The organism is Truepera radiovictrix DSM 17093 (assembly GCF_000092425.1).
GTDB classification, from domain to species: Bacteria; Deinococcota; Deinococci; order Deinococcales; family Trueperaceae; genus Truepera; species Truepera radiovictrix.
In genome coordinates this window covers 1,355,802-1,369,837 of sequence record NC_014221.1, presented here as the reverse complement: position 1 = coordinate 1,369,837, position 14,036 = coordinate 1,355,802, and the positions used below count along the sequence as shown (strand labels likewise).

Sequence of the window (14,036 nt, the reverse complement as noted above, 5' to 3'; positions counted from 1 at the left end):
CACTCTCATTTTTGAGCTCCGCCACACGTGATAGGGTGCGGACGTCTCTCGAACCCGGGCCGACTGGACGCACGGGGGGCCAGCACCCAGCGCGCCCCAGGAGCTTTTGGCTCGCGCGCCGCGTCGGGAGAACACCAGACTCAAGAGGTAGCCGATGAAGCGTTTTTGGGTCCCTTTCATCCTGCTTCTCCTCGCCGCCTGCGGCCGCGTCGACACCGCCCTCCCCGAAACGGCGCCGCAGGCGGGCACCCCCATTGAAGGGCAGTACATCGTCGCGTTAAGCGCGGAGGACCGGGGGCTCGCGGCGCAGGCTCAGGGCGCCGAGGACTTCGCGCTCTCCGTCAGCCGCGTGGCCGCCGACTTGGGGGTGCAGATGACCCTCCCGCTGCGCGTTATTAACGGCTTCGTCGCCGAAAACGTCGATGAGGCTGCGCTCAGGCGCCTCCAGAGCGACCCGCGGGTGGCGTACGTCGAGCAGGACCAGGTGGTGAGCTTGAGCGCGACCCAAACGAACGCTACCTGGGGGCTCGACCGCATCGACCAACGCACCCTCCCCCTCGACGGGCGCTACACCTACAACACCACCGCTCCCGACGTCACCGTCTACGTCATCGACACCGGTATCCGCGCCGACCACCAGGAGTTCGGCGGGCGCGTCGTCGGTGGGGTCACGGCGATCAGCGACGGGCGCGGCTCGAGCGACTGCAACGGCCACGGCACGCACGTCGCCGGCACCGTCGGCGGCAGCACCTACGGGGTAGCTAAAGGGGTCAGGCTCTTCGCCGTGCGGGTGCTCGACTGCGCCGGGAGCGGCGCCAACTCGGGCGTCATCGCCGGTGTCGACTGGGTCACCTACAACCACCGCAAACCTGCGGTCGCCAACATGAGCCTCGGCGGCGCCGCCTCGAGGGCGCTCGACGACGCGGTGAGCGCCTCCATCCGCGCCGGCGTCACCTACGTCGTGGCCGCGGGCAACGAAAACCGCAACGCCTGCAACACCTCCCCGGCGCGCGTCAGCGCCGCGCTCACCGTCGGCGCCTCGACGCGCAGCGACAGCCGCGCCTCCTTCTCGAACTTCGGTTCGTGCGTCAACCTCTTCGCCCCCGGGCAGGACATCACCGCCGCTTGGCACACCGGCACGGGCGCGCTCAACACGATTAGCGGCACCTCGATGGCGAGCCCCCACGTCGCGGGCGCCGCGGCGCTCTACCTGCAAAACAACCGCAGCGCCTCGCCGAGCACCGTCGCCGACCAACTCATCCGCAACGCCACCACGGGCGTGCTCTCGAGCATCGGCACGGGTTCGCCCAACCGCCTCCTCTTCAAAGGCACCTGGTAACCCCACGCGGGGCTCACCCCGCTAGCTCCCTAGGCACCGCTCGAGGCGCGCCTCGAGCGGTGCCGGCGCGCCACTGTCCGCGCGTGGGGGCCACGGCCGCGCTAGCTCTCGGGCAAACGCCGCACGGTATGGGCACGGTATGGTGAGGTATGGCCGAGTTTCTCTTCAACCTCACCACCCTGCTGCCCTTGCCCGTGTGGCTCGGGATGCTGCTCTTCCCCAGGTCGCGCTTTACCGAACGCCTCGTCCGCGCGGCCTGGCCCTTTATCGCTCTGGCCGCGCTGTACACGCTGCTGCTGCTCGCCGCGCTCCTAGGGGGCGCCTCGCTCGACCTGTCGTTTGGCGGGCTCCGCACGACCTTTACCCTGCCCTGGCCCTTTTTGGCGGTGTGGGCGCACCTCGTGACGCTCGACCTGTTCGCCGGCGTGTGGATCTTTCGCGACGCCAAGTACTGGGGCCTCAACCCGCGCGCGTTTCTCTTCGTCACGCTTTTTTTTGGCCCCCTCGGGTTGGGGGCGTATCTCGTGGCGCGCGAGCACCGCGCCCGGCACGACCCGCTGCGGGTCAACTGAGCGGGGCCCGCGGCCCGTGGAGCGCAAAGCCACCAGCCACGGGCGCTCGCTGGACGCCAGGACAGCCGTTGGGCGAAGACGAAAACCAGCAGCCCGTCACGGGTGAGTGGGCGTCACGCTAGCGGCGAACCGGCAGCCGCTCCAAAACCGCACAGCGGCGACCCCGACAAAGATGATAGGGTGAGGCAGCATGACCCGTTCCCTACCCTCTACCCCCTCCCTGCGCCCCCTGTCGCTCGCGGTCAAACGCCTTCTAGACGTCACGGTCGCGCTCGCCACGCTGCTGATCCTCTCGCCGCTGCTGCTCATAACGGCGCTGCTGATCGTGCTCGAGGACGGCCGCCCGATCTTTTTCCGGCAGGTCCGCGCGGGTCAGGGGGGCAAGACGTTCTCCATCCTGAAGTTCCGCAGCATGCGCGTCAACGACCTCCCCGTCGCCACCATGGGCGCCGTGACGGGTGAACACCCGCTCGTCACGCGGGTCGGGCGCGTGATCCGCCGCTTAAAGATCGACGAGTTGCCGCAGCTTCTCAACGTGCTTACGGGTGAGCTGAGCCTCGTGGGGCCGCGCCCCACCCTCTTGGAGCAGGTCGCCGAGTACGACGACTTCGAGGCGCGGCGCTTGAGCCTCAAACCCGGCGTCACCGGCTGGGCGCAGGTCTCGGGGGGCATCTACCTCCCCTGGGAGGAGCGCATCGCGCTCGACGTCTGGTACGTCGACAACTGGTCGCTCGCGCTCGACTTCGAGATCTTGGTGCGGACGGTCGGCGTCATCTTGTGGGGGGAGCGGCTCAATACGCGGGCGCTAGCGCGGGCGCTCGAGCACGAGCGCGCCCTCGGTCACGGCGCGGTGCGGCGCGGCGGTTGGCGCTCCGAGCGGCCCGTCTGAGACGCCGGCAGCCTGTACCAGCGGCTCGTCAGGTAGTAGTCCTCGTAGAGCAGCTTTAAAAACGCGGCCACGGGGACGCCGAGCACCACGCCGAGCACGCCGAACGCGCTCGCACCCACCACCACCGAAAGCAGCACCACGAGCGGGTGCACCTGCACGGTGCGCGAGAGGATAACCGGACTCAGCACGTTGCCGTCTAAAAAGTTGGCCGCCGTAAAGATGAGCGCGGTCGCGAGCAGGTGCACCCAGCCGAGGGTCAGCGCCAGCAGCCCCGCCGGGATAAAGGCGATGATCGGCCCCAAAAAGGGGACCAGGTTAAACACACCCGCCAAAAAGGCGATCCCCAACGCGAGCGGCACCCCTAGCAGCACCATCCCCGCCCAGATGCAGAGCGCCACGATAAAAGACACCACGAGCCGCCCCTGGAAGTAGCCGCCCACGCTCCTGTCGGCCTTGGCGGCGAGCTCGAGCACCTGCGCGCGGTAGCGTTCGGGGACCGCGCGCAGCAGCGCGCGGTTGAAACCGTCAAAGTCGAGGAGCAAAAAGGCGGTCAAAAAGAGCAGCACCACCGCCTGCACCACCCCGCCGACAAGGCCGGTGAGGGCGAAAAAGGCGCCCGTGCTGAGGCGTACGGCGCTCTCACCGAGGGCGCTCAGGGCCGACTCGAGGGCCCCCGACTGGGCGCCGCGGCCCAGCCCCTCGGCAAAGGCCGACAGCGGCGGGGGGACGAAGCGCTGCAGCTCGTTGAGCGCGGCGTACCAGGCGCTCAGCTGCGCGCCGAGGTCGGGGACGCGGGCGACGAACTCCGACATCTGCTGGATAAACCCCGCGACGACAAATGACGCTGCGGTAAAGAGCACAAGCAGCAGCAGCAGCGCCAACACCATCCCCCCCCAACGGGGGACGCGGCGGCGCTCGAGCGCGCCGACGACCGCGTTCAGCAAGTAAGCGATGCCGTAGGCGAGGAAGAACAGCAGCCAGGCGCCGCGCGACCGGTACAAAAAGAGCAGCACGAGGGCGGCGCCCGCGACGATGAGGGCGGGGCGCGCGTAGCGGCTAGGCCAAGAAGCGAAGGTGGTCATGCCTGGTAGTATATGACCCCTTTGTAAAGGGCAGCGCGGAACGCACCAGGCGACGGAACACGGGGGCGAGGACAAAGCGCCGTCAACGGAGGCTGCGCGTTAAAGCCACACCGAACGACCCTCCGGGGCGCTGCAGCGCACGCGCCACGCGGCCGCTGCTACACTTGCTACAATCAGGTCAGGCCGCTGCCAGCACCACACCAGACGGCGTCACCGGCGCCCGCAGGGGCGGAGCTGAGATGACGGGAGGAGCTTCCACGATGCGCAGCGCGCGCCTCGCTAAACACCTGCAAGAACGCGACCTGCTCACCGAGCTCGCCGGCGACCGCGCCGCGGAGGTCGTCGTCGGCGTCGGCCGCGATCCGGAGGACGCGCGCCACAGCTGCATCGTGCTCTACGTCCCCCCCGAGTTCGACCGCCCCATCCCGCAGTGGGTGACGGTCGCCGGTGAGCGCGTTCGGGTCGTCGCGCGGGAACGGGGGGGGCGGCTCCTCGCCTACGCGCGGTGAGCCGGGGCCGAGAGCACCCCGCTCGAGCCGACCTAGCGGCGCTGATCGCCCACGCCCCGCTGCCGCCGCACGTCAAAGCGCTCGGCCTCACCCAGCGCGCGCGCCGCCCCGCCCTCTTCGTCGTGACGTACGCGGGCTCCCGCGCGCTAAGCGCGCTCAGCAGCGCGGAAGCCCCCCTGCGCGCGGCGCTCCCCGAGGTCCCCATGGTCGTGCGCGAGACCCCCGGGCCGCTGCGCGCCGCCAGCTACTTGCCGCGCGCCCAAGGCGAAGCGCTGACCCCCGAGCAGGAGGTGCTCGACCCCGTCGTGTTGGGCGCGCAGATCCAAAACGGCGCCGCGGACGAGCGCTCCGGCGGCTACGGCGTCGGCACGCTCGGCGCGTTCTACCCGGCGCCGGAGGGGGGGACGCTGCTGTTAAGCAACAACCACGTCATCGCGGCGGAGAACACCCCCGACGAGGAGCACGCGCGGGTCGGCGACCCCATCTACCAAGCGCAGCGCGGGCGGGGGCGCGTCGTCGCGCGCCTTAGCGCGTGGGTGCCGCTCTCCCCCACCGCCCCGAACCGCGCCGATATCGCGAGCGCCGCGCTCTTGCCGGAGACGGTTTTTGAAAACGCCTTTCTGCCCCCCCGAGGCCGCCCCGCGCCGGGGGCCACCCAACTCGCCGCCCCGAGGGTGGGCCAGCGGGTCTTTAAGGTTGGTCGTACGAGCGGGCTCACCTTCGGCACCGTCAGCGCGGTCGGCGCCCGCGTACCGCGCGTCGCGTACGGGTTTGGCAGCGCAGCGTTCGAGGGCAGCGTGATCATCGAAGGGCTAAACGGGAGCACCTTTAGCGCCCCCGGTGACAGCGGCAGCGGTATCTACGACCTCAAGGGGCGTCTGGTGGGGTTTCTCTACGCCGGCGACGGCACCATCACGCTCGCTTGCCCGGCGCGGGCGTCGCTCGAGGCGCTTGGGCTTCTAAGGTGAGGGGTGCCGGGGGGTCCGCCCGCAGCGCGCTATAGCGCTCGCGCTGGTACCAGCGGCTCGTTAAGTAGTACTCCTGGTAGAGCACCTTGACGAACGCCGCGGTCGGTACGGCGAGCACGGCGCCGAGGAGCCCGAGCAGGCTCGCGCCGAGGGCGACCGACAAAATCACCGTGAGCGGGTGAACTTTGACCGTTTTGGAGAAGATAATCGGGCTGATCACGTTGCCGTCGAGAAAGTTGATCACCATAAAAAGGGCGGCTGTCGCCAAGACGTAGGGCCACCCCACGGTAAGCGCCAGCAGCCCTGCCGGGATAAAGGCGACGATCGGCCCCAGAAAGGGCACGACGTTAAAGACGGCGGCGACGAACCCCACGCCGAAAGCGAGCGGCACCCCCAGGAGCGTCAGCCCCAACCAGATGCTAAACCCAACCACCAAAGCGATCAGGATCTGGCCGCGGATGTACCCGCCGACGCTCACGTCGAGCCGCTGGAGCGTCTCGAGCCCCCCCTCGCGGTAGCGCTCGGGGATAAGGCGCAAAAAGGTGCGGTTGATGCCGTTAAAGTCGTAGAGCAAAAAGAGCGTCAGAAAAAGCAGCACGACCGCCTGCAAAAGGCCGCCGACGAAGTTGACGAGCAGCGCGAAGACGTTCGCGCTAAACTGCGTGAGCACCCCGCCCAAGTAGCCCACCATCCCCTCAAAGGGTGCGATCAGCTCAGCCCCCAACTCCGCCCCCGCCTGCGCGCCCGGCTGCCCCAAAAAGTCGACCACCGGCGTCGGCACGAGCCCGCGCAGCACCTCGGGGAGCCCCTCGTACCAGCGCAGCAGCGGTTCGTTGAGGTTCGGCAGCTCCTGCATAAAGAGCGAAGCTTGGTGGACAAACTGCGCGATCACGAAAGAAGCGAGCGCGAACAGCGCCGTTAGGAGCAGCAAGACCACCCCCACCCCCAACCACCGCGGCAAACGCCGGCGCTGAAACCAGAGCGTCAGGGGGTTGGTCAGGTAGGCGATCGTGTAGGCCAAGAAAAAGAGCAGCCAGACGCCCCGCGTCTCGTAGAAAAACCACACCGCCCCGCTCGCGAGGAGCAGCAGACACGCGAGGCGCACATAGGGGCTCCGCCAGAGCTCAGCCAACGTGGCGTGGACCATAGAGTACAAGCCTTTCTCGAGGGGAGCACCGCAACGCTTTCGTTAGGCCCCCCGTACACTACGTATACCCCTGGGAAACCCCCAGCGTCACGCCCGGTTCACGCCGCGCACCACCCTGTACCGTACGCCACGAGCGTGCCCGGCGACGATACCCCGCTTCAGCGGCTTCTCGAGGTGCGGCTGCGCCCCCTGCCGCGCGTCGACGCCGTCACGGGGGCTTCGAGCGCTGAGCGGGCGGAGCGGGTGATCGCCACGGTCGACGCGGCGGGCGGCGCGCGCTCGGCGCTTTTTTCACGTTGGTCGCCCTGCGGGCGTCCTTCGCGCTGCGTTTTAAGGCTGCGCTCTACGAGGCAGCGGTCGCCCTCCGGCGACCGCCACCGGGTGACGCGGGTGCGCTTTGGCGGGCTGCGGCGCCGGAGCGCTCTGGTTAGAGGTCGCCCAGCGCCCGCGCCGCCGGGAGCGCCGTCGCCCCCTCGAAGGCGTTGACCTCCTCGATAAAGCGGCGAAACGAGTACGAGGCGTCGTGCGGCCCCGGGCTCGCCTCGGGGTGGTACTGCACGCTGTAGACCGGGTAGCGGGTGTGCGCCATCCCCTCCAAGGTGCCGTCGTTTAAGTTGATGTGCGTCGCTCTAAACTGCCCGCCCGGGATGGAGCCGATGTCGACCGCGTAGTTGTGGTTTTGGCTGGTGATCTCGACCTCGCCCGTGACGAGGTTTTTCACCGGGGTGTTGGCGCCGTGGTGGCCGTGCTTGAGCTTATAGGTCTTGCCGCCAACCGCGAGGCCCAGGAGCTGATGGCCCAAGCAGATGCCGTAGGTGGGCAAGAGCCCCAGCATCTGCCAGACCGTGTCGTGGGCGTACTTGGGGCCGTCGGGGTCGCCGGGGCCGTTGGAGATCACCAGCCCGTAGGGGTTTAGGGCCATGATCTGCGCGGGCGTCGTCTGGGCGGGCACCACGATGACCTCGGCGCCGGCTTGCTCGAGCTTGTAGACGATCGAGTGCTTGATGCCGAAGTCGATCACCACCACCCGCGGGTTGTCCTTAAAGGTCGGCCGCGCGTAGGGCAGCGGGGTGGTGACCTCCGGGGTCATGTCGCGCCCGTCGATGTCCTCATGGCGGCGCGCGCGCTCGACGAGCTCCGCTTCGGCCTCCTTGCTGAGCTCGCCGTGCCGGATCACCCCCTTGACCACGCCGCCCTGCCGGAGCCGCCGCGTCAGGGCGCGGGTGTCGATCCCCTCGATCCCGACGATTTTGTGCTCCTCCATAAAGCTCTGCAGGTCCTGGTTGGCGCGGTGGTTCGAGGCCACGCGCGAAAACTCGCGGACGATAAAGCCGCGCGCAAAGGGTTTGTTCGACTCCATGTCGTAGACCGACACACCGTAGTTGCCGATGTGCGGGTACGTCATGGTGACGATCTGGCCGTTGTACGAGGGGTCGGTCAGGATCTCCTGGTACCCCGTCATGGAGGTGTTAAAGACGATCTCGCCGACCGTCTCGCCGTGATAGCCGAAAGCGTAGCCGTAGTAGACGGTGCCGTCCTCGAGGGCGAGTACCGCTGGGGGTTTTTTAAGTAGCGCCATCCTAACCTCGCTCAGGGGCGCGGCGCGCCACCCGGCGCCGCAATTTGGCTCCACCGTAACACCCCTTGGCGGCGCACTTCAAAGCGTCGGCGACGTCGGCGAAGGTGTCGGCAAAGGTGCAAAGGGCCGCTCTCAAAATGATAAAGTAAAGCCGTTTTGGACGTTTCGAAAGGACGCCTATGGCACCCGAAAACGCCCCGCTCGAGCGCCCCCTGACGCGGCGCGACGCCCTCAAGCTGATCGGGGCGGCCTCGCTGCTCGGCGTCCTGCCGTCCGCGTGCCGCAGCGCCCCCCCGCCCGAACAGGACCCTCGGCGGCCGAACATCCTCTACCTCCACTCGCACGACACGGGGCGCTACGTAGGCCCCTACGGCTACGACGTCCCCACCCCCAACCTGCAGCGCTTCGCCGCCCAAGGGGTGCTCTTCCGCCAAGCGTTCTGCGCCTCCCCTACCTGCTCCCCCTCGCGCGCCGCCCTCTTTACGGGGATAACCCCCGGTTGCAACGGCATGTGGGGGCTCGCCCACCGCGGCTACGCCCTAAGCGACTACAATCAGACGTTCGTACCGCTCCTTAAACGCGCGGGGTACACGACGGCGCTCGCCGGGGTGCAGCACATCGCCGCCGGCGACCCCTGGACGTGCGCCCGAAAGATCGGTTACGACACCCTGCTGCCGCTACGCAGCCACTACGCGCACGCGGTCGCCCGGGCGGCGGTCGGCTACCTCGAGCGCCCCCCCACCAAACCCTTTTTCCTCGACGTCGGCTTTGTCGAGACGCACACGCTCGACCCCACCCCCGACGGGTCCTACTTCGGCTACCCTAGCGGCGACCCCGAGCGCGCGGAGCGCCCCGGGGCGCTCCGCGACACCCCCCAGACGCGGCGCGACATGGCCGACTTCGCCGTTTCGGCGGGCGCTTTAGACAACGCCATCGGCCGCGTCCTCGACGCGCTGGAACGTAGCGGGCTGGCTGAGAACACCCTGGTCATCATCACCACCGACCACGGCGTTCCGCTCCCCGGCTTTAAAGCCAACCACACCGACGGCGGGCTCGGGGTGATGCTCATGATGCGCGGCCCCAAGGGGTTCTCGGGCGGCAAGGTCATCGACGCGCTCGTGTCGCACCTCGACCTCTTCCCCACCCTCTGCGACCTTTTGGCGCTGCCGCCGCCCCCCTGGTTGCAAGGGGCGTCGCTCGTGCCGCTCGTGCGCGGCGACGTCCGCGAGCTGCACGACGCCGTCTACGCCGAGCACGAAGCGCACGTCGTCCCCGAGCCGCAGGCATCGGTGCGCACCGCACGCTACCGCTACATCCGCCGCTTGAGTGGTCCCTACCGCGCGCGCCCCGCCAACACCGACGCGACGCACACCAAAGCGCTCTGGCTCAAAGAGGGCTGGCCCCCGCGCCTCGTCGCGCCCGAGCAGCTCTACGACCTTCAGAGCGACCCGTTCGAACAGCGCAACCTCGCCCACGTAGCGGACTACCGGGACGTCTTGGAGGCGCTGCGCGACAAGCTCGTCGCGCGCTCCGAGCGCTTCGACAACCCCCTGCTGCGCCGCTACGGCGTGTCGGGCGGCCCCCCGGTAGCGGCCCTCGCACCCCGCAGCGCCCCCACCGAAGCCGCGCCGGGGGCCGAGCTAGGGGTGCTCTACATCCGCCCCTAGCCGCGCCCGCAACAGCGCGTCGGCGCGCCCCAGCTGCTCCGGCGTGTTGACCCCTAAGACCTCGGTCTCGTCACGCCCCAGCACCGCCCGCACGGGCAGGCCAGCCTCGAGGTAGAGGCCGACGAGGTCGGTGATGTAAAACTCCCCCGAGGCGTTGTCGCTACTCAGGCGCTCTAAAAGCGAGAACACGTGGGCGTCGAAGGCGTAGATGCCGGGGTTGATCTCCCGGATGGCGCGCTCTTCGGGCGAAGCGTCCTTCTCCTCGACGATGCGCAGAACGCTGCCGTCGGCGCGGCGGACGATGCGCCCCAAACCGGTCGGGTCGGCGACCTCGCAGGTAAGAAGCGTCATCCCCTCGCCCTGCTCGAGCTGCTCGGCCGCGAGCGCGCGCAGCGTCTCGGTGCGCAAGAGCGGCCCGTCGCCGTTGACAACCAACACCGCGCCGCCCGCCCCGAGCGGCCCCTCGAGCACCCCGCGCGCCTGCGCGAGCGCGTGACCGGTGCCGAGCTGCTCGCGCTGCAACACCCACGTCACCCCAGCGGCGACCGGCACGTTCCGGAAGCGCGCGCGCACCTCGTCGGCCTTGTGGCCGACCACCACGACCGTCACCTCGGGCTCGAGCGGGGTCACCGCCAAGAGCACGTGCTCTAAAAGCGGTCTGCCGGCCGCTTCGTGGAGCACCTTGGGCAGGCTCGAGCGCATCCGCGTCCCCTGCCCCGCCGCGAGCACCACCGCCGCCAGCACGTCAGCGCCCCCGCGCTTTGCGCGCGAGCGTCTCGCGGCGCGTCGCCTGGTCCGGGTTCATGGTGAGCAGCATGTAGAGCGCGATGAGAATAAGCGGCACGCTCACGAGCTGGGTCAGCGTAAAGAGCCCGATGCCGGGCGCGTCCGGGCCTTCGGAGAGGTAGACGGGCCAAAAGAGCGGGTTGTCGCGAAAGGTCTCCTCGAAGACCGAGCGCAGCAGCGAGTACCAGAGCACGAACTGCCACCAGACAAACCCCGGGGTGCGGCTTCTACGAAACGCCCAGAGGAGGATAAAGACCAAGACGACCCCGATGAGCGCCCCGTAGAGCTGCGTGAGGTGCACGGGCCCCCGCACCAGCTCGCCATTAACGACGAACTGCGGGGCGTTGGCCCAGAGGTTCTCGCCGAAGATCACGCGGCCGAGCGCGCCAAAAGTCTGCGTGCCGGGTTCGGGCCAGGTAAAACCGATCGGCCACCCCGTCAGGCGACCGGTGGTGTCGGTCCCGTTCATGAAGTTGCCGATACGGCCGCCGATCACCCCCAAGGCCCCAATGGGCGTGAGCACGTCGAGGTACGCCCACATGTTGAGGTTGTGGCGGCGGGCGTAGAACCACAGCGCGACGACAATCCCCAACACCGCGCCGTGGATGCTCGCCCCCCCCTCCCAGATGGCAAACGCCGAGAGCGGGTCACCGCCAGGGCCGAAGTACGCCGCCGGGCTCGTCACGACGTAGACGAGCCGCGCCCCAATAAGCCCCGCGAGCACCAGCCAGAGCGTCATATCGGTGATGCGATCGGGCTCGAGCCCACGCCGCTCGGCCTCGCGGAGCCCCCAGGAGGTCCCGACGAGCACCCCGAGGGCGATGAGAAAGCCGTACCAGTGAATCGCCAGCGGCCCGATTTGAATCATGATGGGGTCCATGAAAACCTCTTTTCAGTCCGTCTCTGTTCGTGTCTGTTCGTCTCTGTTCGTCGCTTCGTCGCCACGCGCCGCCCGCTTCGGGTAGCTCCAGAGGACGCGCCATAGGTGCGGCGCCGCTAGCGGCGCCCGAGCGCCTCAGTATAAACCCGCCACGTCAGCCCACCGCAGACGCGGCGAGCCCTGGCGGGCAGGCCCGCTCGGTCGCCGGGGCGCGCAGCGCCGGTGACCTGCAGACCACGAGGCGACAAACCTTTGGCACCGCCCTCTAGCAGCGCGCGCTAGGGGCGCGCCGAACCCAGAAATAGCCTAGAAAAAGCGCGGGTAGATGAGAAAGCCGATCGTGACGATGATGATGAATTTGACGAGCATCCCCCCCAGGGTGCCGACAAACGCGCCGATCCCCGCGCGCCACGCCTCGTCCAAAGGCCGCCCCGTGAGGAGCTCCGCCCCGACCGCACCGACGAGCGCCCCGATGATAAAGCCGAAAGGCGGGACGAAAAGCCCCAAGAGCGCCCCGACGATGCTCCCCCAAAACCCCGCGCGGCTGCCGCCGAAGCGCTTGGCGCCGACCGCCGCCGCGACGTAGTCGAGCCCCTGCGCGAGCACCGTCAGGAGCGCGGTGATGATCACCGTCGTCCAGGTGAGCACCTCGAACCCCGTGATCCAGGCGGCCAGCAGCGCCCCGAGCGCCACCATCGGTACGCCGGGGAGAGCGGGCAGGATGACCCCCGCGAGGCCGACGAGGTAGAAAAGGGTAAAGACGAGGGCCGCTAAAAAGGTCGCAGTCATATGCGCCAGTTGTAGCAGAAAAGCGCGTGAGAGGTGCGGGTCTGCCCCCCTCGGCGAACGACGTAACGGACGCGGGCTCTGCTCGAGGGCGGCGCGCAGCGAGCGGCTTTTTTCAGGTCCGGCGGCGCGGCCCCCGTGGTATGGTGGCGCGTCGTGCCCCCCTTCGCACCCCCTCGCCCCCGTGTCCGGCGGCTCGCCGTCGCGCTCGCCTGGGCCGCGCTCACCCTGCTGAGCGCCTGCAGCACCCAACCAAGCCGTCCCAACGTCATCTTGATCCTCACCGACGACCAGCTCGCCGCCTCGCTGGCGCTCATGCCGACGCTCCAACGCGAGCTCGTCGGCGAGGGCGTGCACCTCCCCAACGCCTTTACGAGTACCCCGCTCTGCTGCCCCGCGCGCGTCTCCCTCCTGCGCGGCCAGTACGCGCACAACCACCGCGTGCGCTCGAACGGGGGTCCCGAGGGGGGCTTTCCCAAGCTCTACGACACCGGCGCCGAAGCCTCGAGCCTCGCGACCTGGCTTCAAGGGGCGGGCTACCGCACCGCACTGATGGGCAAGTACCTCAACGCCTACCCCTACGGCCCGGAGGGCGAGAACCCCTCTGGCTACAGGGGGCCCCGCGTCAACTACGTGCCGCCGGGGTGGAGCGAGTGGTACGGCTTTATCGACGTGCCCCGCGACCCGCGCAACAGCCCCTACGCGATGTACGACTACAAGATCAACGCCAACGGGCGCATCCGGCACTACGGCAGCCGCCCACAGGACTACCAGACGGACGTGCTCGCCGGCCTCGCCGTGGACTTCGTGCGGCGCTCGGCCCGCCGCGGGCCCTTTTTTCTGCTGCTCGCCCCGACCGCCCCGCACCTCCCCGCCGTCCCCGCGCCGCGCCACGCGGACGCTTTTAGGGACCTTCAAGCGCCCCGCCCCCCCTCTTTTAACGCCGACCCGCAGGGCAAAGCGCGGTGGCTAGAGCTGCCCCCGTTGAGCGACGCCGACATCGCGGCGATCGACGCCACCTACCGCGCGCAAGCCCAGATGCTCCTAGCGGTCGACGAGCTCCTCGGGTCGCTCCTAGACGCGCTGCGCGAGACGGGCACCCTTGACAACACCTACCTGGTCTTTACCTCCGACCACGGCTGGCACTCGGGCGAGCACCGGCTCTTTCACCTCAAGCTCACCCCCTACGACGCCTCGGTGCGCCTCCCGCTCGTCATCCGCGGCCCCGGTATCCCCAAGGGGGAGGTGCGCGAACACCTGGTCTTAAACACCGACCTCGCCCCGACGATCGCCGCTTGGGCGGGGGTCTCCCCCCCCGCGTGGGTCGACGGGCGCTCGCTAGCGCCGGTGTTGCGGCCTCGCCCCGTGCCCCTTGAGGGGTGGCGCCAGAGCGTCCTCACCGAGTTCTGGCCCCGCCGCGCCCTCGGCGAAGACCCCGAGCACCGCCCCACCGAGCACCACCCCAAGGTGCCCGTCCCCCAGTACCGCGCCGTGCGGACGCTCGGGCGCCTCTACGTCGAGTACCGGTACGCCGACGGCACCCGCGAGGGCGAACTCTACGACCTGACAAACGACCCCTTCGAACTCACCAACCTCTACGCGGGCGCCGATGTTGCGCTTAAAGCGGCGCTCGCCGCGCACGCCGAGGCGCTGCAGGGCTGCGCGGGCGCCACCTGCCGCGCGCTCGAGGACCAAGCGGTCCCTTGAGGCCGGCGGCCCGACCGCCAAAAGCCGCGCCGAGAGGCCAGCCCCCCGTTGTCGCCGCGCGCGTTGTACGCCCCCCCCGGGGCGCGCTCACGCGCCGCGCCCTCACGGGGTAGGCTTAGAGCACC

At 69.1% G+C, this 14,036-nt stretch carries 13 protein-coding genes; 7 read left to right on the top strand and 6 right to left on the bottom strand.

Features of this window, described 5'->3' with window-relative positions; translation table 11 throughout:
• Positions 1-154 precede the first annotated feature (154 nt).
• From TRAD_RS06325 to TRAD_RS06315, 3 genes are all read left to right on the top strand, one after another.
• The gene (locus tag TRAD_RS06325) at positions 155-1,339 is read left to right on the top strand and encodes a S8 family peptidase (RefSeq protein WP_013177765.1); all 1,185 of its coding nucleotides are present in this window, start codon (positions 155-157) and stop codon (positions 1,337-1,339) included.
• Positions 1,340-1,488: 149 nt separating this feature from the next.
• Complete coding sequence (locus TRAD_RS06320; RefSeq protein WP_013177764.1) at positions 1,489-1,911, top strand: ABA4-like family protein; 423 nt, start codon at positions 1,489-1,491, stop codon at positions 1,909-1,911.
• Between the two features lie 190 nt (positions 1,912-2,101).
• Positions 2,102-2,800, top strand: coding sequence for a sugar transferase (locus TRAD_RS06315; protein WP_013177763.1), 699 nt, complete (start codon positions 2,102-2,104; stop codon positions 2,798-2,800).
• Here the strand turns inward: TRAD_RS06315 and TRAD_RS06310 are convergent.
• Entirely contained in the window at positions 2,752-3,882 is a 1,131-nt protein-coding gene (locus TRAD_RS06310; RefSeq protein ID WP_013177762.1) for an AI-2E family transporter, read from the bottom strand. The genes TRAD_RS06315 and TRAD_RS06310 overlap by 49 nt on opposite strands.
• Before the next feature lie 260 nt (positions 3,883-4,142).
• Here TRAD_RS06310 and TRAD_RS06305 point away from each other — a divergent pair, with 260 nt between their 5' ends.
• Positions 4,143-4,391, top strand: coding sequence for a hypothetical protein (locus tag TRAD_RS06305; RefSeq protein WP_013177761.1), 249 nt, complete (start codon positions 4,143-4,145; stop codon positions 4,389-4,391).
• Positions 4,388-5,359, top strand: coding sequence for a trypsin-like peptidase domain-containing protein (locus TRAD_RS06300; protein WP_013177760.1), 972 nt, complete (start codon positions 4,388-4,390; stop codon positions 5,357-5,359). The genes TRAD_RS06305 and TRAD_RS06300 overlap by 4 nt, the downstream gene beginning before the upstream one ends.
• Here TRAD_RS06300 and TRAD_RS06295 read toward each other — a convergent pair.
• Positions 5,304-6,506, bottom strand: coding sequence for an AI-2E family transporter (locus TRAD_RS06295; RefSeq protein ID WP_013177759.1), 1,203 nt, complete (start codon positions 6,504-6,506; stop codon positions 5,304-5,306). The genes TRAD_RS06300 and TRAD_RS06295 overlap by 56 nt on opposite strands.
• A 427-nt stretch (positions 6,507-6,933) precedes the next feature.
• The gene (gene carA, locus TRAD_RS06290) at positions 6,934-8,085 is read right to left on the bottom strand and encodes a glutamine-hydrolyzing carbamoyl-phosphate synthase small subunit (RefSeq protein ID WP_013177758.1); all 1,152 of its coding nucleotides are present in this window, start codon (positions 8,083-8,085) and stop codon (positions 6,934-6,936) included.
• A 179-nt stretch (positions 8,086-8,264) separates the two neighbouring features.
• On the opposite strand from carA, the gene TRAD_RS06285 reads away from it, so the two are divergent.
• Entirely contained in the window at positions 8,265-9,752 is a 1,488-nt protein-coding gene (locus TRAD_RS06285; RefSeq protein ID WP_013177757.1) for a sulfatase family protein, read from the top strand.
• Here TRAD_RS06285 and TRAD_RS06280 read toward each other — a convergent pair.
• From TRAD_RS06280 to TRAD_RS06270, 3 genes are all read right to left on the bottom strand, one after another.
• The gene (locus tag TRAD_RS06280; protein ID WP_013177756.1) at positions 9,726-10,496 is read right to left on the bottom strand and encodes a sugar phosphate nucleotidyltransferase; all 771 of its coding nucleotides are present in this window, start codon (positions 10,494-10,496) and stop codon (positions 9,726-9,728) included. The genes TRAD_RS06285 and TRAD_RS06280 overlap by 27 nt on opposite strands.
• A 1-nt stretch (position 10,497) precedes the next feature.
• Positions 10,498-11,418, bottom strand: coding sequence for a prolipoprotein diacylglyceryl transferase (gene lgt, locus TRAD_RS06275; RefSeq protein ID WP_013177755.1), 921 nt, complete (start codon positions 11,416-11,418; stop codon positions 10,498-10,500).
• A 306-nt stretch (positions 11,419-11,724) separates the two neighbouring features.
• Positions 11,725-12,207 carry a DUF456 domain-containing protein gene (locus tag TRAD_RS06270; RefSeq protein ID WP_013177754.1) on the bottom strand — a complete coding sequence of 161 codons (483 nt, stop codon included), beginning with the start codon at positions 12,205-12,207 and terminating at the stop codon, positions 11,725-11,727.
• Positions 12,208-12,360: 153 nt separating this feature from the next.
• Here TRAD_RS06270 and TRAD_RS06265 point away from each other — a divergent pair, with 153 nt between their 5' ends.
• Positions 12,361-13,911, top strand: coding sequence for a sulfatase family protein (locus tag TRAD_RS06265; protein ID WP_049772988.1), 1,551 nt, complete (start codon positions 12,361-12,363; stop codon positions 13,909-13,911).
• Positions 13,912-14,036: the final 125 nt, after the last annotated feature.